Annotated in this window: 21 protein-coding genes; 9 read left to right on the forward strand and 12 right to left on the reverse strand. The window is 39.0% G+C overall.

All coding sequences use genetic code 11. The features are described from left to right. Positions 1-99 precede the first annotated feature (99 nt). The 7 genes from B155_RS0107710 to B155_RS0107740 are packed head-to-tail and all read right to left on the reverse strand — an operon-like array spanning position 100 to position 4,955. Entirely contained in the window at positions 100-909 is an 810-nt protein-coding gene (locus B155_RS0107710) for a DUF4097 family beta strand repeat-containing protein (protein ID WP_018127684.1), read from the reverse strand. A 13-nt stretch (positions 910-922) separates the two neighbouring features. Further along, positions 923-1,801, reverse strand: coding sequence for a DUF4097 family beta strand repeat-containing protein (locus B155_RS0107715; protein ID WP_018127685.1), 879 nt, complete (start codon positions 1,799-1,801; stop codon positions 923-925). Between the two features lie 9 nt (positions 1,802-1,810). Next, positions 1,811-2,587, reverse strand: coding sequence for a hypothetical protein (locus B155_RS0107720; protein WP_018127686.1), 777 nt, complete (start codon positions 2,585-2,587; stop codon positions 1,811-1,813). Then, complete coding sequence (locus B155_RS0107725) at positions 2,580-3,167, reverse strand: RNA polymerase sigma factor (RefSeq protein ID WP_018127687.1); 588 nt, start codon at positions 3,165-3,167, stop codon at positions 2,580-2,582. The genes B155_RS0107720 and B155_RS0107725 overlap by 8 nt, the downstream gene beginning before the upstream one ends. 50 nt (positions 3,168-3,217) lie before the next feature. Further along, the gene (locus B155_RS0107730; RefSeq protein ID WP_018127688.1) at positions 3,218-4,303 is read right to left on the reverse strand and encodes a serine hydrolase domain-containing protein; all 1,086 of its coding nucleotides are present in this window, start codon (positions 4,301-4,303) and stop codon (positions 3,218-3,220) included. Between the two features lie 59 nt (positions 4,304-4,362). Continuing rightward, positions 4,363-4,638 carry a Smr/MutS family protein gene (locus B155_RS0107735; protein WP_018127689.1) on the reverse strand — a complete coding sequence of 92 codons (276 nt, stop codon included), beginning with the start codon at positions 4,636-4,638 and terminating at the stop codon, positions 4,363-4,365. Between the two features lie 8 nt (positions 4,639-4,646). After that, the gene (locus B155_RS0107740) at positions 4,647-4,955 is read right to left on the reverse strand and encodes a Dabb family protein (protein ID WP_026167254.1); all 309 of its coding nucleotides are present in this window, start codon (positions 4,953-4,955) and stop codon (positions 4,647-4,649) included. Positions 4,956-5,171: 216 nt separating this feature from the next. Here B155_RS0107740 and folE point away from each other — a divergent pair, with 216 nt between their 5' ends. From folE to B155_RS0107770, 6 genes are all read left to right on the forward strand, one after another. Continuing rightward, positions 5,172-5,852, forward strand: a complete 681-nt coding sequence (folE, locus tag B155_RS0107745; protein WP_018127691.1) for a GTP cyclohydrolase I FolE — start codon at positions 5,172-5,174, stop codon at positions 5,850-5,852. Between the two features lie 5 nt (positions 5,853-5,857). Further along, on the forward strand, positions 5,858-7,315 hold the full coding sequence (cysS, locus tag B155_RS0107750) for a cysteine--tRNA ligase (protein WP_018127692.1): 1,458 nt from the start codon (positions 5,858-5,860) through the stop codon (positions 7,313-7,315). Beyond that, positions 7,315-7,578, forward strand: coding sequence for a membrane protein insertion efficiency factor YidD (gene yidD / locus B155_RS13165; protein ID WP_018127693.1), 264 nt, complete (start codon positions 7,315-7,317; stop codon positions 7,576-7,578). Before cysS ends, yidD begins: the two co-directional genes overlap by 1 nt. Positions 7,579-7,617: 39 nt before the next feature. Beyond that, a complete protein-coding gene (gene hisI / locus B155_RS0107760) occupies positions 7,618-8,100 on the forward strand; it encodes a phosphoribosyl-AMP cyclohydrolase (RefSeq protein WP_018127694.1) in 483 nt (160 codons plus the stop codon). A gap of 392 nt (positions 8,101-8,492) precedes the next feature. Beyond that, positions 8,493-9,014, forward strand: a complete 522-nt coding sequence (locus B155_RS0107765; protein ID WP_240386265.1) for a hypothetical protein — start codon at positions 8,493-8,495, stop codon at positions 9,012-9,014. Next, entirely contained in the window at positions 8,998-9,702 is a 705-nt protein-coding gene (locus B155_RS0107770; protein WP_018127696.1) for a hypothetical protein, read from the forward strand. The genes B155_RS0107765 and B155_RS0107770 overlap by 17 nt, the downstream gene beginning before the upstream one ends. 22 nt (positions 9,703-9,724) lie before the next feature. Here B155_RS0107770 and B155_RS0107775 read toward each other — a convergent pair whose 3' ends face one another. Together B155_RS0107775 and B155_RS0107780 are read right to left on the reverse strand one after the other, a co-directional pair. Then, a complete protein-coding gene (locus B155_RS0107775; RefSeq protein ID WP_026167256.1) occupies positions 9,725-10,621 on the reverse strand; it encodes an ATP-grasp domain-containing protein in 897 nt (298 codons plus the stop codon). Continuing rightward, complete coding sequence (locus B155_RS0107780; RefSeq protein WP_018127698.1) at positions 10,618-12,369, reverse strand: DEAD/DEAH box helicase; 1,752 nt, start codon at positions 12,367-12,369, stop codon at positions 10,618-10,620. Before B155_RS0107780 ends, B155_RS0107775 begins: the two co-directional genes overlap by 4 nt. A 317-nt stretch (positions 12,370-12,686) precedes the next feature. Here B155_RS0107780 and B155_RS13170 point away from each other — a divergent pair, with 317 nt between their 5' ends. Then, positions 12,687-13,373, forward strand: coding sequence for a hypothetical protein (locus B155_RS13170; protein ID WP_018127699.1), 687 nt, complete (start codon positions 12,687-12,689; stop codon positions 13,371-13,373). Here B155_RS13170 and B155_RS0107790 read toward each other — a convergent pair whose 3' ends face one another. Both B155_RS0107790 and B155_RS0107795 read right to left on the reverse strand, forming a co-directional pair. After that, positions 13,374-13,718: a hypothetical protein gene (locus B155_RS0107790; protein WP_018127700.1), complete on the reverse strand. Its 345-nt coding sequence runs from the start codon at positions 13,716-13,718 to the stop codon at positions 13,374-13,376. Next, on the reverse strand, positions 13,702-14,088 hold the full coding sequence (locus tag B155_RS0107795; RefSeq protein WP_018127701.1) for a VOC family protein: 387 nt from the start codon (positions 14,086-14,088) through the stop codon (positions 13,702-13,704). Before B155_RS0107795 ends, B155_RS0107790 begins: the two co-directional genes overlap by 17 nt. Positions 14,089-14,269: 181 nt before the next feature. Between B155_RS0107795 and rsmI the strand changes: the two genes are divergently transcribed. Together rsmI and lnt are read left to right on the forward strand one after the other, a co-directional pair. Next, positions 14,270-14,953, forward strand: a complete 684-nt coding sequence (gene rsmI / locus B155_RS0107800; RefSeq protein WP_018127702.1) for a 16S rRNA (cytidine(1402)-2'-O)-methyltransferase — start codon at positions 14,270-14,272, stop codon at positions 14,951-14,953. After that, positions 14,950-16,491: an apolipoprotein N-acyltransferase gene (lnt, locus tag B155_RS0107805; protein WP_018127703.1), complete on the forward strand. Its 1,542-nt coding sequence runs from the start codon at positions 14,950-14,952 to the stop codon at positions 16,489-16,491. Before rsmI ends, lnt begins: the two co-directional genes overlap by 4 nt. Positions 16,492-16,494: 3 nt before the next feature. Here the strand turns inward: lnt and sov are convergent, their stop codons facing one another. Continuing rightward, entirely contained in the window at positions 16,495-23,664 is a 7,170-nt protein-coding gene (sov, locus tag B155_RS0107810; RefSeq protein ID WP_018127704.1) for a T9SS outer membrane translocon Sov/SprA, read from the reverse strand. Positions 23,665-23,933 lie beyond the last annotated feature (269 nt).

Here is a 23,933-nt window from a genome sequence, read left to right on the forward strand (position 1 = left end):
ATTCCACCCAGCCGTAAAATATTGTACCACATGATTTTACAGAAAGGCTGTATTTGTAAGTGTAGACGAGTGAAAGGGGTAAATCGTTACCCCCTTTTACTAATTTTTACGAATTGATATATCACCGTGAAGAGTCTTGAATAGGAATTCAGGTCCTCCTCCGTTCACGTCTCCGTAAACCCATTTATTTACAGAAACTTTGTACTTGCCTTTGTTCTTAGATACTTCTGTTTTATTAGGCTGTTGATTGATGTTCATATCAAAGTTGGTGTAGATATCGCCCCATTCCGTTTTCATGCGAGCTGAAAACTTTGTGTTTTCTGGGAAGCTAATTTCGATATCACCGTTTACTCCAGTGAACGACATTGGTGTTCCTGCTTTCACTTTCGAGAAGCGAACTTCAATATCACCGTTCACACTATTTACGAGAGCAGCTCCTAATAAGCCGTTCATCTCTACATCCCCATTCACCGATTCTATCTCAACTTCTCCTTCTACGGCTAACACGGTAACATCACCATGTACGGCGTTTATTTTCACAGAAAAGTTTCTTGGAACCATCACCTTTAACTCAAGGTCGTGTGAATTTACATCTGCTCGGATATCAACTTTGTTGTTGTCTTCTGTGATTTCAAGACCAACACCATTGGTTGATATTCTACGTAATCCGTTGCGTCGATTTACGCGATCTCTGTCGTCGTCGTCGCTATCAAATTTTACTATAACTTCTTGTCCATCGTAAGCTTCAACTTCAATATCCTCTGCATGTACTACATCAATTTTAAGATGTCCACTCTTGCCAGGATTTGACAAAGGAACCTTGATGTCGTTGTTTTGTGCATGTGCATATCCAAATGCAGCTAGTGTAAATACCAAAGTAGCAAATAACCGTAATGATTGATTTTTCATGATTTATGTCTCTTTATTTTGATTTTCTTTTTTGGATGTAGGCATCGCCATTGAGTGTTTCAAATGCTAGCGTGGGTCCACCCTGCCCTATTTGGATGGGAGCCGTTTTGCTAACTCGATAGCCTTTACTTCCTTTTGCCTTGTTCAATTTGTTTGGTAATCGTGTTACTTCATCGAAATCTGTATATAAGTCACCGTGTAAACTTTTAAAGGTTACAACCGCTGATAAATTTTCTGGTGAATAAATTTGAATAGATCCGTTAACCGTATTAAAGTCTGAGCTAGTTGTAGGAGCATTGTCGTACCAAATTTCAATATCCCCATTCACGGTATTCGCGTTAACGGCTTTTTTAGCATCCCTCACCATCACGTCTCCGTTCACGTTACTCACATTCAGGTCCATATTCATTCCTTCTACAATTAACTGGCTGCCATTCACAGTGGATGCTCTCAGTAATAATTTATTTGGCACTTTTACAACGATATCGAACTGAAATCCTATTTCATCGTATTTGTCCCACTTCCTCTTATCCCAATTCATCTTATGGTTCAATTTCCCATTTTTGAAGTTCACTTCACTTCCTGGTGTGCGAACATACATGTACATTATTCCTTGATGACTTTGATGCTCTAAGAAAATGGATTCCACGGTTTCATCATCAAGCCGACCTCGTCGTTTCTTAATAACTTTTGATCCACTTACCCGAATTTCATTTCCATCATAGCCTTCTACTTTCAAATCACCATTTATATTTTGAATGGTAAACCCATTCATATTACTTAATTCACTTGATGATATAGTGATATCAATTTTCTCTTCCACTCGTTGGTTTTGAGCTTGGATACTCAATCCAATAGCTAAAAATAATGCTGTGATAACTAATCTTTTCATAATGGCTCCTTATAGCACTGCTATAGTGTTTTCAATTTTTTCTTTAACTCCGATGTTTAACTCTCTCTCGTTCATGAGTTTTTCGAATTCTGTTTTTGAGCTATTCAACTCTAACTCAATCATTGCATCTGCTAGTGAAATAATTACGATATCCGACTCTTGAACACCAATAGCGCCTACAAGCCCTTCACGTACATCTTCGTGGTCGCCCCAGCGTTTTAGTGCTTCAATAGCTTGTACTCTAACATTCACACTTTCATCATTTTGAAGGGTAAAAAGCAGTGCTCGTATCGCTTTATCATCTGCAGTTGGCAGCGTGGTGCTAATATTAACGGCCTTTAGGCGATCTGTAGTGGATGCTCCTTCAAGCATGCTAACCACTAGCATTTCTTGCATATTCTGAACTTGACTTGAAAGCGCCTCTAATTGTGAGTCATCCTGACTTACAAAGCTTCCTATGAAACCGCCTGCTATCAATAAAACACAAGCATAAGCTAGTTTGGAAACCGTTAGAGAGGCGATCCATTCGTTTACTTTCTCCACCCATTTATAGCTAGCTTGAGCTTCTTTTTCACTTTCTAGCATTGAATAGAAGTTAACACTCATTGCTTCTGAAGGAGCTGGAGTACTTACCGTAGTCAATTCCTCATGTAGTTGCTCCATTGCTTTAAAATCAATCAAGTCGATTTTACCTTCTGCAATAAGTTGCTCTACTTTTGTTTTACCATCCTCATCAAGATTACCTGCTAAGTAATCTGCAATAAGTAATTCATATGATTCATTCATTTCGGTACACCTCACTAAGTGTGTTTACCAATGTTTTTAATTCTTGCATAGCCCTAAAAAATCTAACTTTTACTGTATTCTCACTTACACCTTGTATCTCAGCAATTTCAGCATACTTAAGTCCTTCATATCTACTAAGTATTACCACTTCTTTTTTATCGTTATCTAATTGCTGTAATGCTTCTTCTAGAATTTTCTTTCGAATTTCCTTTTCGTCCATTTCTTCATACTCGGGGGGAAGCTCTCCTAACTTATTTTCGTCCAGCACTTCCTTTTGATCATATCGCTTATTCTTTCGATAGTGATCGATGTGGGCATTTCTAGCAATGCTGAACATCCAAGTTGCGAAAGCTCCTGTCCCTGAATATGAAGTTCGATACTTAAGCATACGCTCGAATACCGATTGAACAAGATCTTCACTGACTTGAGAATGAGACGTCTTCCGATAGAAGAAACTGTAAAGGGAGCGATTATATCGCTCATAAAGTAGACCTAGTTTATCTAAGTCGCCCTCCTTCACCTTCATCATAATGGTTTTATCTGTAGTAGAATCCACTAGCTTCTCATTCCCCGAGTTCATGTTTCATTACTGTACACCGCCCATTTTTTGAATGGTTACAATAAAATGATTTATTTTTTTCGTGCTTCGAAAACTAAATCGATTACCTGTAAGAGGTCTTGGTTACTAAAGGATGTTGCTGCAGTTTCAGTATCTACTCGATGCACTAATACCATATTACTTGATGGGTAAACAGCTAACATATGTACTCCCGCCCCTGTGTGATAAAACGACTTATTACTGCGTGTTTTCGTAGGCATTAACACATTCCAAAGCATTCCATAGGCTAATCCATAGCGTTCGTTGTATACCGAAAAGGGTTGAATGGTTTTTTGAATCCATTCTTTAGGTACCACTTGTTGTCCGTTATGCCGCCCTTCATTGAGGTATAAATTTCCATATAAGGCCATGTCTCTTGCCGACATCCTGAAGTGATAGGCGGGATAAATAGATTTTGCTCTTTCGAATTGATAAAAACCACTAGTAGTTGGAAAGCGGAATGAACGATCATCATCAATTTCGTCAATATCAAAAGCAGTGAAAGTACCATCATAATGATGCATCCCAAGGGGCTTAGCAATCAGATCATTAAATAAGGTATAAATACTTTTCTCTGTAGCTTTTTCTAGAATGTAGTTACTTACATTAAAATCCCAATTATTATAGTAGTAGTGTGTTCCTGGCAGATGTTCATCTCTTTCAGGCTTATTTCGCCTCATTCCTTCCGAAACCGCTGCCGCCGAGTGATAAACTCCTGATCTTGATTTCAAAAGATCGGCTACGCGTGCGGTTTTTTCCTGTTCGGTTAACCCAAACTTATCTGATATTCCTAAATCCTTTATGGTTTGATTCGTGTCAATAACCCCTTCATGAACCTTAATACCTATGAGTGAGTGAAGCATTGATTTACGAATGGAATGGATAGTATGAACCCGTTCTGTTTCTCCCCATTCGAATGCGATTTTTCCATCTATCATGATGAGAAGAGCTGAAGAACCCGCTTGCTCAAGAAAGGTGGATAGCTTATTCACAGCATCCTGTTCAAAACCGACCTCATTTGGAGCAATGTGTTGAAAATCATACTTGGATTGAGCTTGCCCAGTGCGTGTGCACCATAGAATTAAAAAGAGTATACCGAAGAGTCTAAATCGCATCATAACCGTCCTAAATTTCACACCCCTTACTAACGCATTAGCCAAATGTTGCGAAAAAAAGGTTAACACTGTTCTAAGTCAACCAGAGTCGCACCCCAACTGCTGCTATCGTTTGCTAATCTGTACGATTGTACTTTTGGATGCTTTTCTAAAATGGAATGGACGGTTCTTCTCAGCACCCCTTTTCCCTTCCCGTGTATGATTCTAAGTGAAAATATTTCCTTCTCTACACAAGCATCGATGTAATCCGGTATTAACCCACCTAGGTCTTTAGGTTGGAATAAGTGCAAATCTAGAATTCCATCTATAGGTAACTCTATAGGTTCATTTTCATCCATTGGAATTCCTATACTTTGTAGTCTACAACTCTTCGCTCTTCGGTTACTTTCATAATAAATTGAACTACCTTTTTATGATCAGGATGAACCGCATAAGCTTGAAGTGCTTCTTCATTTTCACAAGTGGTAGTTAACACCACATCACAAATAGCGTCAGAATCATCTTTTATGATATTAATTCCTACTTCTGCGGTGTCCAATTGATCGATTTTTCTAGGCAAATCTTCTAATAATTCCTTCATTACTTCCGCATTTTCCGCTTTAGTTTTGCCTTCTGCAATATCCTTTAATTTCCACATTACAACGTGTTTAATCATAGACTCCCCTATTTGTTTTAAAAGGTCAAATATCAAACAACATTGCAGGAATAGCCAATCAATTTTAAACTACTTTTACCACTAATCTTACAACTTATTAATGCAGAATCATTCTTAGCTATAGAACTGTTAATTGACAACAGGAACCCTTAACTTTGGAGTTCGGTTTTAAGTCACCAAATAGGCTTAAACTTTCATGAAAGAAACCCCATACCATTGGACAACTTAGAATTAGACAAAATTACTGCAGATGAACTTGGTGAAGACCATATTGGTACTTCAGAATTAACCCCTATTAGAGATGATGCTTTTGAGCTGAGTGATGCTGAAAAGATAGAGGTAATCCAAGAGCATTTCGCCAAAATCATGCACACATTAGGACTGGACCTAACCGATGACAGTCTCAAAGGCACTCCATACCGAGTGGCTAAAATGTTTGTAAAAGAAATTTTTAACGGTTTAGACCCGAAGAATAAACCTGTTGCTCGTGCTTTTAGCAATCATTACGAGTACAGTGATATGGTCATTGAAAAGAATATTCAAGTGACCTCCTTCTGTGAACACCACTTCTTACCCTTCATTGGTAAAGCTCACGTGGCGTATATCTCAACAGGAAAAGTTATTGGGCTGTCTAAAATCAATCGCTTGGTTGATTACTATGCACGCAGACCTCAAGTACAGGAACGTCTTACCCTTCAGATTGCAGATGCATTAGCTGATGCGATGGGAACCGATGATGTGGCTGTATTTATTGACAGTAAACACCTTTGTGTTTCTACACGTGGTATTCGTGATATTAGCAGTAGCACTATTACTTCAGAATTTCGTGGAGCATTCAAGAATAAAGACATCCAACAGAAATTCATCGATTTCATTAAAACTGATACCGATCTTTAATCGTTTTGGCTGAACAAAAACTTCGCGTCTACAATACTTTAAGCAGAACAAAGGAAGTGTTTGAACCACTCAACGCTCCTTTTGTTGGCATGTATGTATGTGGTCCCACTGTTTACGGTGATGCCCATTTAGGACATGCCAAAAGCTATGTGTCTTTTGATGTAGTATTAAGGTATTTACGATACCTCGAATACCAAGTGCGTTATGTACAGAATATCACGGACGTTGGGCATCTTGTTGGAGATGGTGATGAAGGCGAAGATAAACTAGCTCGCAAAGCACGGTTAGAACAAGTGGATCCAATGCAGGTTGCTGAGAAATACACCTATACGTATTTCCGCGATATGGACGCTTTGAATGTGTTAAGACCAGATATTGCTCCAAGAGCAACCGGTCATATTCCTGAGCAAATAGCTATGATTCGAACCCTGATTGAAAAAGGGCACGCTTACGAATCGAATGGCAATGTGTACTTTGATGTACAGTCAGACAAGAATTACGGTAAACTTAGTGGTCGAAATTTAGAAGATGCAGAAGCAGGTACACGTGTTGAAACTGCTTCGGATAAGAAGAACCCTGAAGATTTTGCACTTTGGAAGAAAGCTACCGATGGTCACCTTATGAAATGGGACTCACCATGGAGTGTTGGCTATCCAGGTTGGCATATTGAATGCTCTGCAATGAGTACCAAATATCTTGGCCAGAGTTTCGACATCCATGGCGGTGGTTTAGAGAACCAATTCCCACATCATGAATGTGAAATAGCGCAGGCAGAATGTGCACACGATAAACAATTCGTGAAGTATTGGATGCATAATAACATGGTGACCCTTGAAGGTCAGAAGATGGGTAAGTCGCTAGGTAATGCCATAAATCTTCATGAGTTTTTCACTGGTGATCATAAAATGCTTACTCGAGCCTGGTCTCCGGATGTAATTAGATTCTTTTTACTTCAAAGCCATTATAGAAGCACCACAGATTTTTCTGAAGAGGCACTAAGTGCTGCCGAAACGGGCATGAAGAACCTTCATTCCATTGTGGAAGCTATAATGAAGGCTGATAATGGTTCTGGTTCACCTTACGATATTGATGCATTTAAAGCTGATTTTGAAGGTGCCATGAACGATGACTTTAATTCAGCTCAAGCCATTGCTGTTTTATTTGATCATCTAAAGAAAGTTAGAAAACAAATTACCGAAGGGAATAGCCCTTCGAATTTGAGCGATATTCATTCACTATTAAAAATATTTGTGGATGATGTTTTAGGTATTTGGCCTAATAGCGAGAATAGTGGTTCTAACGGTGAGCTCACAAGAGGCTTAGTGGAATTACTTATCGAGATTAGAAAGGATGCTCGTTCGAATAAAGATTTTGCACTCTCGGACAAAATTCGAGATGACCTGAAAGAGCTTGGCGTACAGCTTATGGATGGAAAAGAAGGAACTACCTTCAGCATAGATTAATGAAAGCACTGAAAAAGATATTCAGTGCTCTAATTATTGGTTTTGTACGCTTTTACCAATTGGCTATTTCTCCTTGGATGGGAAGTAGTTGTAGGTATACTCCTACTTGTTCACAGTATATGATAGAAGCTGTAAAAGAGTGGGGCCCTTTAAAGGGAATTTGGTTAGGATTAAAACGTATCGGAAGATGCCATCCATGGGGAAGCCATGGTGAAGATCCTGTTCCAAAGAACCCAAAACATAATGACCTTACAAACAGATAACCAATTGGGGTAACCCAATTACTTCAGACTTAATAAGAAATGTCAGAAATTACATTCAAAAAAAGACTTACCGTTGAGCAAGTTGAAGAAGCAAACGATCTTGCCCCAAAATTTGACGAAAACGGTTTAATTCCCGTTGTAACAACCGATTACACCTCTGGTGAGTTATTGATGCATGGGTATATGAATGAAGAAGCTTTTAAACAAACCATCAAACTTGGTGAGGCAGTTTACTATAGCCGTAGCCGTGAAATATTATGGCATAAAGGCGCAACATCAGGTCTTACTCAGATTGTGAAAGAAATGAGAATTGATGATGACCAAGATTGTGTTTGGTTACGCGTTGAAGTACAAGGTAATGGCGCAAGTTGCCATGTTGGGTACCGTTCTTGTTTCTATAGAAGTGTTCCAACTGGCGATGAGTTCTTCGAAAAAGACGGTGAGTTACGCTTTGAAGAAGATGAAAAAGTATTCGACCCTAAAGAAGTTTATGGCGATGCACCAAACCCAACTAAGCTTTAATAGCAGCATTAGTTAATGATTTTAAAAGGCTTCAATTTTATTGAGGCCTTTTTTTTGTGTTTGCTACATCCATCATTCCTCCCTTGTAACACAAAGACCTATCCCACCTCTTCATTATAAATTCTGAGTTCAAGAATTCTTGAATAATAAGATTCTCCCCGCTCGGCACTAGATTCAATACTATTGAGGGATTTTCATTTGAGCATAAACTTTTGTTACTTCTGTGAAGCCTACAAAACTATAGACATATGCTAAAAGAAAACAAACTTTTAATACAGAGCATAGTGATTGCAACAGTCTCTTTTATGGTTGCTCTATATTTCCAAAAAATATGGTTAGCTCTGTTTTTAGCTCTCATAACAGCCGTAGCATTTATTGGTCGGCTCTTAAGTATGAGCAAATCTACACTTCCCAATAAAGCTTCGTATCGATTCATTTATTCATTGTTTGTAATCATGGTTGTATTTCATGCAATCAGCTTTGCCCACAATTATGGAAGAAAGGATTTCCAAAAAGACCTCCTTTTAAATATCAGAAAGACAATCGACAAAGGAATCAGCAAAGCTGAAATACAACAGAAGCTTGTTTATGTACTTCAGATTTATCACACACAAGAGAAAGAATCTATTGTTGAAACAGCAAGGGAAATCATGCCTGAGAACTTTTCGGGTGATGGAATCTATATAACGGAACTTGAAATTAGAGAAGCCGACAAGCCTGGAGAAAAGACCGATGATAATATGAACCACTTCTATACCATCGATGAGCAACAAGATGAAATCAGAGTTTATGCAGTATCCGATATTGCATTAGGTGAAAACCCAAACTATAAAAACTACGATGGTCAAACAGGGCGTTTTGAAATAATGTTTGTGCTCAATAAAGAAGAGGTGGATTATGAAATACTTAACTAAACATGTAACCGAGTGGTTAATTGTAATCCTATTATTTGTGTTAATAACATTGATATTTACTTTTTCAATGGACACTCAAAGATTCACACCCAGTATATTCAGTTATATTTTTAACCCATACCCTTATTCCATCATTATCTCTATAGATGCGATTTCAGCTATTGGAATCTTTAGTGGTGATGAACCATTGACTTATCAATTTGATGGCAAAACTTTATCAATGCTTTTAAATGTAATTCTTTACCTGATACTAGGCCCCTATTTACTTTTTAAAGGCTATAAAAAAGCGAAAGAGACCGCCGACAATAAGAAACCTTGGTATTGGTTTCTTGGTGGATTAATCATTCTGTTTTCAGTTTCAAGTATGCCAATTGTAATATCTCAGTTAATTATATTTGAGAATTCTAAAGAGCAATCCATGGCTAGTGAAAACTTAGACAAAATGCGCTCAGAGTTATTTGATGTTAGTTTTGAAATAGCCCAATATGAAATAGTACATGATGGGATTAATCCATCCTTTACTATGGATGACCTTGAATTGAAAAACCTAGAATACAATTATTCCATTGATGCCATAGAAGCTGACACCTTGGTTAGAATAACGGCTACGAGTAGTGCGTATGAAGACCATAAAGCTGTTGTTGAAATTAAACCCTATAACAGACAACCAATCAGGCTAATAAGGTAGCACGACTATAATGCTCAGTATTCTAAAGCCTCTTAACAACTTCACGAGCTAGGGAATCGGCTGCTTCGGGATGTCTTCTAAACCACAACTCAGGTTCGATTATCTCTAGTTCTGAAAGTGCTAAAGCATCATTGTTATCCCACATTACATCCACCCTTGCATAGGCTGGAAGAGTATCACAAGCGCTAACTACTTGTTGGGCAAATTCTTGTTCAGCTAAAGTTGGAGTATAATCATGTAGACTACCCCCAAAATCGTCTTGAACTCTAAAATCGCCTTGCTTCGCCTTTTTTAAAACAGAGTGTGAGTATTTCCCAGCTATAACCACCATTGAGATTTCCCCTTTTTTCACAATGTTCTTCTGAAAAGGTTGAATCATCATATCTTCATCCGCAATAAGCTTTTGAAAGATTTCTTCATGATTAGCGGTATTGGAAACATTCAACCGATAAGTGTGGCGAGCTGTTCCAGCAATGGTTGGTTTTAAGATCACCTCATCCCAACCCGTTTCTTTAATTAGATCGGATAATGATTGAGTAGTCCCTTTCTTCACATAGCGAGTTTCAACAACAGAGATCCCACGCGATTGTAAATCTTGTAAGTACCACTTGTCCATATTCCAGCGAATTAGGGAAATCGGATTTATGAATTGGGTAAGCTTACTGGTATCCGACAACCAGGTTTTGAACTCTTTGAAACGATCGAAATAATCCCAAGTGGTTCTAAAAATGGCAGCCCTTGTTGATGTCCAATCAAACGAAGGGTCTGCCCAATTTTTTCTACAAACGGTAAGTCCTTGCCGTTCTAATGCAGTTTTGAGGAGCTCATCCTCAGTTAGGATATTTTGTACATATTCATTTACTGAAGTGGGCTCCAAATATCTTGACTCGGTCAAGACAACTACATCATATTTTTTCATCCGCGTCTACGTTTACCTTTTCCGCCTTTACGTTTTCCGCCGAATGAACGACCACCGCCGCCACCGCTATTAGATTTCTTATCTTGCTGAGCAGGTTCAATCGCTACATCACGACCTTCGAATTTTGCACCTTTAACGCTATGAATCAAGTCATTACTAAAACCTGGTTCTACTTCGAAAAAGGAGAAGTTATTCTGAACATCGATCTTACCGAAATCTGGCTTAGAGCCGTTTAATTGCTCATTGATAAGACCCATCATACGTACTGGATTCAATCCATCACGGCGACCAACGTTAATAAAGAAACGCTCATAACCGCTATCGTCTCCATGACGTCCACCGCGGTCATTTCCTCTTCCACCACGATCTCTACCATTATTTTTTGAACCACGATCACGATCGCGACCACGATCATTGCCACCTTTGGCATTTAGGTCGTTCGCATTCTTGTAGTAATCTAGGAATTGGTTGAATTCAACCGATAAAAAGTGCTTGATCAGATCATCACGTTCAAGGTCAGCTAGTTTTTCTAAAGCTTCTGGAAGAAACTTAGACATCTGCTCTTCATTCACTTGAGTTTCTTTAACGGTATCAATCAGGTCTAACATTCTGATGCCGCAAATCTCTTCACCACTCGGTACTTCTTTCTTGATAAAGTCTTTTCCAGACATTCTTTCAAGGTCACGAATTCTACGAGTTTCTCTGGTATGAATAATAGAAATAGAAACACCACTGTTTCCAGCACGGCCCGTTCTACCACTACGGTGAATGTACACTTCCAAATCATCAGGAAGGTTGTAGTTGATTACATGAGTAAGCTCATTAACATCTAAACCACGTGCAGCCACATCGGTAGCAACAAGTAATTGAAGTTCTTTGGTTCTAAAACGATTCATTACGTCATCACGCTGAGCCTGAGACAAATCACCGTTTAATAAATCTACATTATAACCGTCTTTGTTTAGCTTTGAAGCTATTTCAGCAGTTTCACGTCGAGTTCTACAGAATACAATACCGTAGATATCTGGATTCATATCCGTTACACGCTTAAGTGCTTCAAAACGGTCTTTTGCATGCACCATGTAATAGTGATGTTCTACATTTTTTGCACCTGAATTACGCTCACCAACTTCGATTTCCTCAGGATTATTCATGTACTTTTTAGCCATTTTAGCAATTGCTTTAGGCATAGTAGCAGAGAATAATAAAGTCTGTTTTTCCTTAGGAGTATCCGCAAGAATAGCATCTAAATCGTCTTGGAAACCCATGTTTAACATTTCATCAGCCTCATCAAGAACAAGGGTGCGAACGTTGCGCACGTCTAATTTTTTACGGCGAATAAGATCTAACATACGGCCCGGTGTACCAATTACAACTTGGCAACCATTATCTAGTGCACGAATTTGAGTAGAGATATTTGCTCCACCATAAACGGCCACTGTTTTTAGGCCTTTCATTTTTTTCGCAAAGGCTTTAAGGTCTTTTGCGATTTGAATGGCTAATTCTCTTGTTGGTGAAAGCACCAATACTTGAACTGCTGAAGAATCTGTGTCTACTTGATGTAGACTTGGTAAACCGAATGCACCGGTTTTACCTGTACCCGTTTGGGCTAGTGCGATTAAATCGCGTTGTGACGCAAGAATTGTTGGGATTGCTAATTCTTGTACTTTTGTAGGTTCTGAAAAACCTAAGATTTCTACGCCTTGTAACAGTTCTTGTTTAAGGCCTAGTTCATGGAACGTTGACATATAATGTTCGTTTTATCCCGTACAAAGAAATTTTGTGCTGTGCGATGTTCTTGCCCGGAATCATTTTTTGGTAAAAGAGGTGAGCTAATGACAAGAGGCAAGCAGACAGCTTGATTTATAAAAGCCAGCAATGATCTATAAACCTGAAAAAGGTTCTAATCTTTAAGGATCAGTATTCAGTCTTATCGCGAACTCACGATTTCAATAAGCCTCCAAGATACGTATTTATTTCCCCAATTAATGAACGTTATAAAATTAAAATATAGAGGAGTTTTATTATCTTCTGCTCACCAAATTTTGACTGAAAATAAAATCAAATGTCTGTAGATAAATTTTATCCTATCGCACTTTCAATTTCTGAATTAGATGAAAAAATAACGAATGAGCTAACCTCTGGTGGGTTTAATCTTAAACAGACAGTATGGGGAACTTCAATTTGTTCAGATGAAGTAAACAATTCATTGAATACATTAAGCGCTCATTTTGCAGGCCCTGGCCCCTTTCGTTTCGGTGGCATCTCTGGATTTCCGTTTGCTGGTAACACAGGAATGAGAGCATTTGCTAGTCATATTCCCGACGATGGAGCTGCCTTTATTATCTATGGTCCACACATTGGTGTATCAAAAAATGGAGAACTCGGAGTTATGCTTCGCGAGAATCAAAGTAACACATCAAGTTGTTGTGGATCTTTAGTTGGCGCTGTTGGAGCCCTCAACGATGATGCGACCCCAGAACTTAATAGCGAAGATTATCAGCAGTCGAGTGTACTTGCGATGTTAAAACCTCATGCTAACGAAATCATAAGTGCTGATGCACCTATTTATGAAGCTACTGAGTTTTCATATCAGAAAGCCCAAGCACGTATGAAGGAAATGATTGCGGCAAACGAAGATATCCTAAGTGGATTAAAGGTGTATCTAGTAGGTGGAATCTTAATTAATACCGATTGGGATACCGAGGATTACTTCGACATCCGCGATACAGAGATTATTGAACTCAGCTAATTAGTACTTTGCGCGCCCTATGTGAAAAATGAATCGGTTTAGCACAAAGGAGATTATGGTTAATATTGTAATTAGGATATTACCATAAACCCAAATCGATTCTATAATAGTACCACCGCCAAATAATAAATAATAACGCAGAAAATAGCGGACTATAGAGAGTATTGCGAAACAAACCGTTAATGTACTCAGTGCATTAATAGTTCTGATAATCCAAGGATTGAAATCCTTCATCGATTTATTAAAGAATTCAATGCCCTTTTCTTGATCAACCAAGTTTTGGGCAATTGAATTCTCAAACTCTTTGCGCTCTAACTCTTTTTCAATCTTAGTTTTTTTCTTCATAAAAGAATTCAATCATATTCCCATCTGGGTCAGAAATAAACAAAAATCTACCTTTTTTCCTATTCGCAGGTCCACTCATAACAGTTACTTCCTTATCGCGGAAGTAAGTGGCTAGCTCATCTACTTTCTCAGGCGTTTCCACAAAAAAACCAAAGTGGTCTACTCTAAAATCTCTTGAGGTAGGGTCATAACTCGTTTCTGCTTCTACAATCACTAGCGTATCACCATTTCCGATATCGTACACGGCCATGCTTTGCCCCATTGTTTTTATAAGTTCAAAGCCAAGGATATCTCCATAAAATTCTTTTGAAGCGTCAATTCGATTAACTCTAATTGTAATGTGATTTAATCCAGAAGGGGTAAAATTCATAAGTCGTAAAAAGTTTAATTTTCGACAGTATAATGGAAACAAAGAAAAAATAGTTCTCTAATTTTCAGCTATTATAGATTTTTGAGGTTTAAATTCACTTGTATCTATAATTCAAAGATTTATAGTTTCATTTGAGGCATGGAATTGGGAATTTAAGAAGCTAATTAAACCTAAGGTAGTTTTGTCCACATTTTATATAGTTGCTACACCCATTGGAAATCTAAACGACTTCTCACCACGCGCAGTAGAAGTACTCAAATCTGTTGATTATATAGCATGTGAAGACACGCGAACTAGTGGGAAATTATTGAAGGCCTTTGATATTAGTAAGCCTACCTTTTCATTTCATTTGCATAATGAACATCATAAAGTAGAGCATTTATTAAATATACTTCGTGGAGGTCAAGTGGTAGCATTAATATCAGATGCTGGGATGCCGGGTATTTCAGATCCTGGATTTTTGGCCGTAAGAGCCGCTAAGCAGGAAGGATTTACTGTTACTGTTATTCCTGGCCCGGATGCAGCTACAACCGCTTTAGTAGCCAGTGGTTTGCCTTGCGACAAATATGCTTTCGAAGGATTTCTTCCACCCAAAAAAGGCCGTCAAAAGCGTTTAACACAATTAGCAGAAGAAGATCGAACCCTTGTTTTCTATGAAAGTCCACATAGAATTCTGAAGCTACTGAAAGAGATTAATGAATATTTTGGAGGCGAACGCATTGTTGCTGTTGCACGTGAGCTCACAAAGAAGTTTGAAGAGGTGGTTCGAGGTTCAGCAGAAGAGGTACTTCAAAATTTCGAGGATCGCGATTCTATAAAAGGTGAAATTGCTGTAGTTGTAGCTGGCAAAAGTTATTCAGAATGAACAGATTCTTACAAAATAAATGGGCTCTTAGCTTAACTGCTGGTTTATTTTTAGGGCTCAGCTTCCCCCCTGTTAACCTCTCTTTATTATCCTTTCCTGCATTTATGATGCTTATTCACTTAAGCACAATATGTGAAAGCAATCGGGAGCTAGCTAAATACAGCTATGTAAGCTTTGTGCTTTGGAATATCATTGGAACCTATTGGCTCACAATGGCTAGCGCAATTGCCGGAGTGGCGGCTATTTTTGCAAATGCGGCCATTATGATTATTCCACTAATCATAATCCGTCGATTCCATTCTTCGCTAAAGCAACCATTACTTATAAGTGCTTTGAGTGCGGCTACGTGGGTTAGTTATGAGTTCTTACATCATAATTGGGATTTATCATGGCCATGGCTCACATTGGGTAATGCGTGGGCAAATCAAGTAAGTTTAATTCAGTACATCTCTATCACAGGTCACCTAGGTATTAGTTTCTGGGTGATTTTGACCGCTTCTCTAGCCTATATCGCATGGCGAAGCCAAGTACGCAGTACAGCACTATTGGCTATAGGAAGCTTACTGCTATTCCCGAGTATTTCTGTTACGATGTTTTTGTTAAGCAATGATGGCGTAGACAGTAATTCCGAAACTACGAGAGTTGCCGTTGTTCAACCCAACCACGATTCCTACCAACGCTACGGGGGCATGAGCAGCCTAAACGAAGTAATGGATAGCCTTTATAGCATCACGAATGAGATTAAAACAGAGGATACCGAGCTTGTAGTGTGGCCAGAAAATGCCATCGATGCCAATATTTATACTACTTCCAGAACAGCTCGCCAAATAGCCGATTCAGCACGTTCATGGAATGCTGCTGTTATTACTGGGGCTGGTTTATATAAACTCTATGATGAAACACCTGACTTCTACAGAGACACCTATCAAGGCATTCCAAGAGATATTTACAACGCAGCACTTTATGTTGATAACAACGGACAAATTTCACGCTACGACAAGCATAACCTTGTTCCTGTAGTTGAACGTTTTCCTTTTGTTGAGTTCTTTCATTCCATTGATGTACTTCAATGGTTTGATTGGGGAAAGATTGCTGGATTTGGACAAGGATATGAACCGAGTTCATTAAATACCGACTCATTCGTAACTCACGGACTTATCTGTTACGATTCGGTTTACCCCGGCTGGATTCGTAATTATGTTAATAACAAAGCTGATTTCCTCACTATCATAACCAATGATGGTTGGTGGGGCAATACAAGTGGACATCATCAGCATTTTGCCTACGCTCGCTTACGAGCCATAGAATTTGACCGATGGGTAGTTCGAAGTGCGAATAATGGAATATCAGGCATCATTAACCCCAAAGGCGAAGTGAAGATTAAAACTGAATATTGGGTTCGTACTGGTTTTGTATATGATGTCCCCAAAAAGGAATCACTTACATTTTACACAAAGTTTGGGGATTGGCTTAGTTATCTTTCACTAGCAGCTATGCTGATCACATTAGGATACTTGAGCTTCCGAAAGGAATCGTAACTCTTATCGAGATTGGATAGCTATTCGGATGTTAAATCGGATTTCCTGATTTGTTCTAGCAGGTATACCTGAACTTTTTGGAATCACTCGATTGAAGGTATACTCGAAGTTTGAATTGATTGTACTTGATATCCGATATCCAATAATTAACGAACCATTGTACCTTTTTTGACCTCTGATATCCGCATCATTGGGTACTTCATATCTATCAACATCCGTTCCTTTATCATCAAATTCAGAGAAGGCTGAAATTAAATGATTTCCTAGCAAGTAGTTTCTATCCGAATCGTCGCTAAAACTTCCGTTCACAGCTAAATCAATGTTGTTTTTCACATTTGGGAAAAATGGGATATTCACTCTTCGGAAGGTGTAATTCAGATTAAATTTATACCCCTTAGAGCGCCGCTCAGAAATAGTTTTACTCGACAATGACAGGGAAGTCAATTTACTTGATTCAAAACCGAAGTTGGTTTTTAATGCAGACTTCCACGTTACATTTAGCTGTAATAATGGGCTAAATCGCTGATCAATTGAAATCACTGAAGGCTCATAGGTATCTCTAACATCATTAATGGTGACCAACCCGCCTAAAGATTGGCTAGTTGCATCGCCTGCTTGGTTAATCAATTGCCATCCCAAACGGTAATTTCCTTGATAGCTATGAGTGATGGAAGCACGGCTCATAATATCACCAATGATTGGTAAGAGTTTTTCAACTCCTTGCCATGTAACCCTCCAATTTGGTTTTGGAATAGGAGTAAAGTTTTTACCTCCAACAGCTGAGCTATTTCCCCCCAAGTATGCGTTTCTAAAATCTTCTTGAAGAGTAACTCGATTTAGAACCGTTCTACCATCATTATTCCCGGTGTTATCGTCAATCACACCATTATCAAGATCTTCAAAAGCTGTGCCTAGCTGTTTCTTGAACAACTTCTCATAACCACTACCAAAGGCCCATACGGATGAGCTCACATTCCCCGAAGATATTAACACAGAGTTTATGTTGTTATCACTACCTAAAGTGATGGTTTCTGTATTGCGTTCATCCCATTGTGTGGCCCAATCTAAATCAATAGTAATGCTATTAAACAACCGCAGCGACGTGCCAAGAGTGATGTTATCAGAGTAGTTGTTATTTAGAGGCAATTGGATATCTGTGTTCCCATCAATATTTCTAATCAGCTGTGAAGTATTAATATCCTCAAAAAGTCCTAAACGGTAACCCAATGGTGGCGAGTAATGACCACTTCCAGGATCTGAAAATGCATAATAGAATTGGGATTCCCCATCATAGCCTGTTTGGCTTGAAGATTTACTCTTTTTGTAGTTTAGGTCAACCGACCTCATACTAAACAGTGCGAGTACTAATTTCCTTCCTACGAAATTTATATCCTCAAAAATACCACCTGTACTTTCTTCTTCGCTAGTAGAAGTTCGCCTACGTTGTTGCGTTTCCTCTTTATCCTTTTGCTCTAGTTTATTTATGAAGCCAATACCATCAAAAAGTTTCGTGGTATTGAACTTAATAGAATTGGTAAGGTCGAAGGTATTAGAAATAGTAGCTCCAAGTTCAGAACCGCTTGGGCTGTTCGTCCACTGGAAACCACCCCCATAATTTGCACTATAGTTAATCCAATCAAGAAATTTGATTTGATCTAGTTTGGGCTGCCATCGCGCCGTAAACGATTCAGAGTAGCTCGATCTTCGTGCTGTAAGTGTATCGGTTAAAATTCCTTCGAATACTTCAAAAGTGGGTTTAACCCTAAAACTTAAACTGTCCACTCCATCTTTGTTTGCTGATTCAATTCCTGCATTCGATAGATCGAAATTGGTATTTGACCTAAATGAGGTTTGAATAGATGGTGTCAGATTATAGGTTAAGCCGAAATTCGATTTTTGGGTGAATGAATGGGTTTGTTGAATCGGTAGTACGGTATCATCACCCAATAGCTGACGTCTTCTTTCATCATAGGTTCTAGCTACACTAGTTGAAGCAGTGATACTAGAAGGCATGTAGCCCAATCTTAAGCCCGACAGAAGATTCAATCCCGGAATGTTTTCCGTAAATCCGAAAGGTCTAAATAACTGTACTCGAGTGAAATTCAGGTTATAGCTTAAACTGCTTGAAAAATTCCAATTGTTTTGCGCCTGAAGCTGTGGATTTCTTGAATACCCCTCGTTGTACACATAGTTGAGTTTGAGCTTATCTAGAGTGTATTGTGCCAACTTACTCTTTGAATTTCGTTTACTCACATTAGAGATATTCAAGCTGTAGCCTTCCGTAACAGTTTGAACTTCATCGATGCGTTCATCAATAATTTTTTTCTTCTGCCCTTCCCCTAAGTTATCTCTGCTTTCAACTGCTGATATGAAATCATCTAATCGAATATCACCTTGATCTGGTAAGAATTTTGGCGTGGATGAATTTCGACGGGCGGATACTGTTACGGGAAACGACCAACCAAATCTATCTGGAATCAGCTTATGAAGGTTAACCGTTGAACTTACTGCATACCCCAAGTTATCTGATACACTACGTTGTCCTAATCTTGAATCTAAACCACCAAAGCCAATGGTTTGACGTGTTAAATTCGCATTCATGGATGCGAAATCAGCTAGCTTAATATTCGCTTTAGCATTGGCCGCCCACCCATTTTCATTATCAAATCCAGATACTCTTAACTCATTCACCCAGAATTCAGCATCCAAATTACTTGTACCGGGCGAGTTCGGATCTTGAATATCATTGGGGTTTCGAATACCTATTCCAAACTCTGAAACTCGATCTAATGAAGGGTTCCCTTTTATTGCTAAAATAGCACCGGGTGCTGTGCCTTCACCCAATAAATCATTGCGTTCGTACACCTCAGAAGTAGGTGAGCCTTCGGCATTACGTTCCTGCTTCAGAATATTAAATGCCGAAATAATGATATTCATACTGTTCTCATCATACTTCCAAATTTCGGCAGCTTCCTCGTTTAACCTTCCCCCATCGTCAGGGTCAAAGGATCCAAAGTTATAATTAGGATCGGTAGGACTTACAGGTTGCCGGTATTCGTAGTAATCATTTTCTAAATCGGTCCCCATCCTAATCACCAACTCAGCATCTTCACGATTGTCATAACCTTCACCGTGAACAAACATTCTGATATTTGAATAGTTCAAGAAGTTTAGTCCACCCGGGTATACTCTCTTAACCATTTTAAGCTCTTGTGAACCTAATCCTTCAGCAGATAAAACCAACGATTGCTCATTCGCTAAAGATTGAAGTTGTGAGCCTCTATTCACAGCACGAATGGCACCTTCAGGCTGCCTGTACGGAATTGGGGTTCTACTTGCATTTTCTTCGATATTAACCGTAGCCACCTTAAAGTCTGCGGATGAACCTTGGGACTCACTTATCCCCTGTTCCTCTCTCCATTGGCTACCTATGAACTCAAAAGTGGCAAAGCGCATCGTCATGGGTTTTTTATAACCGGAAACCCAAAATCGTACATATGAAATATTTTGAAAGCCCGCGATATCCCCAATCTTCCTTTTAAACTCTTCAAGCGGAATTCGAACTAAATGCCACGTTCTTTCTGGAGCCCCACCATCTACTTTATCTACGATATATGTGCCCGGAGAACCTACATCAAGCGCTCCCGGGTCGCCTGGATTAAACGCTATCTCATATTGGTAGTATGAGTTTTCAATCTCCACATTCGAAGCTGTGATCAAACCTTCGCGGTCAGGCTTAAGTGTAATCGCTTTCTTATTCTCATTACCACTTACAGGAGTATTCCCTTCATAATAACCTCGTACTCTGTGGAAACGCTCGTGTAGTTTTAGATCATCATTCACCGACTCTTGATAATCAACATAGTCATCATTAGATGGATCTTTCAGAAACGCTTTATACTCAGCACTCTCTAAACCATACGATGCCTTCATCGCCTCTAAGAAATCTCTGAAGAGCTGCTGCTCATTTTTATCAGGATCAAAACCATTCTGACTTGGCACTCCATCTAGTCCAACATCTTCCAAGTCTCTATCATCATTTGAGAATTCACCTTGAGGTGGAGTTTGAATTGCCGGTATATATGATCGCCCAACATCGTCTTTCCTCAAAGATTCCAAATCTTTTGCTAGTCCATCCTCTGTATTTACTACCTCGTTTGGAACAATATCTTCTGAAATAATCCCCAAATCGATGTAGATCTTTCCATCATAATCAGCAGCATCTTGCGCGGATGGCTCTCGCCCATCCGGTAACAATGGTTGAACCCAAAATTCTATGAACTCTATGTTATTCTGAGCTAAATCTTCCTGTCCCGTTGGTAACAACGCTGTCATCCCACCCCACATACGTTCCGGCTCGTTCTCAGTAATATTCTTAAGATCGGTATTGTAATTATATGGCCCTCGTGTGGTAGGGTCATAGTAAACATCTAGCGTGTTGATAATTTCCTCTTGTGGGTTGTTGGTCTCTCTCCCTTGAAAAACATCTTTGATCTTCACCAATCTACTCTCTGGAGTACGCTCTACATTTCTAAGAATACTCTTGATGTTACGTGGGATTTCGTACCAAACGAATTGAGCTCTTAGATCAGCACGGTCTATTTTTGAAGATATATCACGGGGTGGCTCGGTAGCTGACGGATTAGTGAAGTAGCTGTCATCTGGGGCATATCCCGGAACAGCAGCAGGTGCTGAAGGTAAGTACCAACGTGTTGCATACTTGAATGGGATACTAAACTCGGCTCCTTCAAAGTCATCGATAAAAACTAAACCATTTTCTTCATCCGAGAATAACCGATTATTATCAATTGCATCTCGAACTGAATTGGTTTGAGCAACACCTGGACGTATTTGAGCAAATTCACCACTAATACTAAAGTTAGATTCTTCCCTAGTTTGAAGCAGAGGCACTTTATCAATAGCCCGTGTTAACCATGGGGTATCAAACCGCGCATTCGCATCTAAACCAAATACGGTGTTATTGATTGGTTCATTGCCAATCCTAATTTTATCATTTAAAGGCTGCTCGCTAAGCTTAAAAAAGGTACCGCCAATTTTAATATCTCTTGATAGATCATATTCAGCCCTTAACCCGGTAAAGTTCTTCTGCCCAATGCTAAAGAATTGATTACTCTCATAATCGACTCTCAGATTCTGTCCTTGAGCTAAATACTTATCATTTAATATAGTTACGTTACCGAATGAGTAATCTACCTCGTAATCCGTGCCTTCAATAAGTTCAGCCCCATTGGCAAACACTTTTACTGTCCCTTCTACTAATTCACCCAGATAAAATGTCCTAGAAACTCCCCCTTTTGAACTCCCACTTATCTCATAGTATCTGTTTTGAGTACTTTCGAATGCAATCTCTTTCTTGGCAGAATAAAGTGAATCGAAAACAAGTTCTGATTCATCACTTGGAACCGTCTGAATCAAGGTATCGATACGAGCACCAAATGGTTCCAAATATGGAAACATGATTTTACCGCTATAGCTATCAAATCGAATTCCATCAAAATCAATGCGACTATCTGAACCCACTGCTCGTTCAGAGTTCAATAAATCTAAGCCTAAATCTTGCAAGAGCTGCTTATCACGGCCAGGGATACGGTCTGTAGATTGATTATCTCGGGTAATCTCTAGATTAAAATCTAATCCCTCTTGCGTTACATTCGTTACTCCTAGTGAGTACACATTCCGTAATGTCAACTCCCAAGCAAACTTATTAGGCGTGTTATTTCTTGGCCTCAGTAATTTCAAATAGCTAAAACCACTCACAGGTTCTGTTACATCTCCAACTTTTATAACAGTTGAACCTGTTGGGTCGCGGGGATCGATGTAGGAATAGGAAACCGCTAAACTAGAGTTATTCCCTACTCTTCGTTTTAATGAGATGATTCCAAGCGCACTATTAAACTCATAATCTTCACCAGGTATCAATTTTTTGTAGTAGGTACTTGGCTGAACCGACCCTTTTAAATCTAAATCATCGGTTTGAACGGATGTATTATTCCTTCGTGCTTCTAACTTATCATCATCAAGGCGATCGGCTTCACTATCTGGCAAATCAAATGTACCATCCATATTCTCCACAACACCCATATCAACAAAGGCATATGCAGCAATGGCGTCGGGATCAGTTGAGGCATTGGCATCTTCAATCCAAACATTCAACTCATTTACCGTGTAGGCGGTCCCGATGTTAGGCAAATTGTCTAACATATTACTTTGGAACTCTTGCCGATTATAGAAATCTAAAAAGAAATGCTGGTCGTCTTCATAATCAGTTGGCTGTAATTTAAACTGAACTTCTTGGCTACCCCCCGTAATAGTTTGAGTTTGGCTCTCTCCTTTTTGCTGAGATATAACTGAAGTAAGGCGCACTGGCCCTAATTCTGCCACCGACTTTATCCCAAATAAAGACCCACCACCTTTAATGAGTGAGTTTCCGGTCTCCATCGACACGTTACCCAGTTGAACATTTTTCAGAATTTCATCTTCATAACCTTCATACTCGATTTTTAAACGGTTCTGGAAATCAAATTGTCGCTCGGTATCCCAATCGGTTGCAATAGTTAGCTTATCCCCAATGGTTCCCTGAATGTTTAACTGAAGGTTTTGATTAAAAGTTGGGTCCACTCTCTTCCGAAGATCTTTTGGAATATTAGTGTCTTCCACATTTTGAATAGATGCACCTACATTCATATTCGCTGAACCATTCACTCGCAAGTTCACTTCAGGCTTCCCAAAAATAGTTGTAAAGGCAGATTTTTCACCTCCCGGTATTTTCATCTTAAAATCGAGTAAACCCCTCGATTGTGTTTCTTGCTTCTTCCCCTCTTCAATTAACTGATATCTTAATTCTTTTTGCTGAAGTTCCTTTTGGTAGCTAGCATATTCATCAAAACTCAATACCCACGGAGAACTTATCGATACTCCATCAACCTGTGGCTGTAAATAATAGGTACTTGTTGAATCCCAATTTACAAGTACGCGATCGTTGGCATTCTTGATTTGATAGAGCTTCGGAAATCGAGATCGGTTGTAATAGGGATTATTTAATGATCGAGGAGGGTAAAACTTAATGCCTTGCAGTAAACTATCAGGCACCACTTTTGTGGTATCAATAACCGATTTTTCTTGTGCATACACCTCTACTGTACTGAAAAGCACTAAAAATGTACTTGCAATGAAGCAGTAGTAAAATAGCCTTGAGGATCTGTGCACCAGCCTGATTAAAATCTTAGTGATAAAGCTTAATTCTGTAGCGGTTGAAAAATAGGCTCGGTTAAAGTCGGTTGATGTTTGCAAATCGGCATCGATAATAACATATATTCAAATATCTTGAAAGTTTTAATAGCATTGTAACAATTCAAAAACTTGAATAAGAAATTCATATCATCTACGTCTTAATAGTAATAAAAGTGTTGCACACCCAAATA

This window comes from Balneola vulgaris DSM 17893 (assembly GCF_000375465.1).
Classification (GTDB): domain Bacteria; phylum Bacteroidota; class Rhodothermia; order Balneolales; family Balneolaceae; genus Balneola; species Balneola vulgaris.

Coding starts and splice junctions, on each gene's coding strand:
- B155_RS0107790 (WP_018127700.1), bottom strand. CDS start 13,718: ATGAAGAAAAAAACTAAGATTGAAAAAGAGTTAGAGCGCAAAGAGTTT.
- B155_RS0107730 (WP_018127688.1), bottom strand. CDS start 4,303: ATGATGCGATTTAGACTCTTCGGTATACTCTTTTTAATTCTATGGTGC.
- B155_RS13170 (WP_018127699.1), top strand. CDS start 12,687: ATGTCTGTAGATAAATTTTATCCTATCGCACTTTCAATTTCTGAATTA.
- B155_RS0107795 (WP_018127701.1), bottom strand. CDS start 14,088: ATGAATTTTACCCCTTCTGGATTAAATCACATTACAATTAGAGTTAAT.
- B155_RS0107780 (WP_018127698.1), bottom strand. CDS start 12,369: ATGTCAACGTTCCATGAACTAGGCCTTAAACAAGAACTGTTACAAGGC.
- B155_RS0107710 (WP_018127684.1), bottom strand. CDS start 909: ATGAAAAATCAATCATTACGGTTATTTGCTACTTTGGTATTTACACTA.
- hisI (WP_018127694.1), top strand. CDS start 7,618: ATGTCAGAAATTACATTCAAAAAAAGACTTACCGTTGAGCAAGTTGAA.
- B155_RS0107725 (WP_018127687.1), bottom strand. CDS start 3,167: ATGAACTCGGGGAATGAGAAGCTAGTGGATTCTACTACAGATAAAACC.
- B155_RS0107775 (WP_026167256.1), bottom strand. CDS start 10,621: ATGAAAAAATATGATGTAGTTGTCTTGACCGAGTCAAGATATTTGGAG.
- B155_RS0107735 (WP_018127689.1), bottom strand. CDS start 4,638: ATGGATGAAAATGAACCTATAGAGTTACCTATAGATGGAATTCTAGAT.
- B155_RS0107740 (WP_026167254.1), bottom strand. CDS start 4,955: ATGATTAAACACGTTGTAATGTGGAAATTAAAGGATATTGCAGAAGGC.
- B155_RS0107765 (WP_240386265.1), top strand. CDS start 8,493: ATGAGCAAATCTACACTTCCCAATAAAGCTTCGTATCGATTCATTTAT.
- B155_RS0107720 (WP_018127686.1), bottom strand. CDS start 2,587: ATGAATGAATCATATGAATTACTTATTGCAGATTACTTAGCAGGTAAT.
- lnt (WP_018127703.1), top strand. CDS start 14,950: ATGAACAGATTCTTACAAAATAAATGGGCTCTTAGCTTAACTGCTGGT.
- yidD (WP_018127693.1), top strand. CDS start 7,315: ATGAAAGCACTGAAAAAGATATTCAGTGCTCTAATTATTGGTTTTGTA.
- B155_RS0107770 (WP_018127696.1), top strand. CDS start 8,998: ATGAAATACTTAACTAAACATGTAACCGAGTGGTTAATTGTAATCCTA.
- B155_RS0107715 (WP_018127685.1), bottom strand. CDS start 1,801: ATGAAAAGATTAGTTATCACAGCATTATTTTTAGCTATTGGATTGAGT.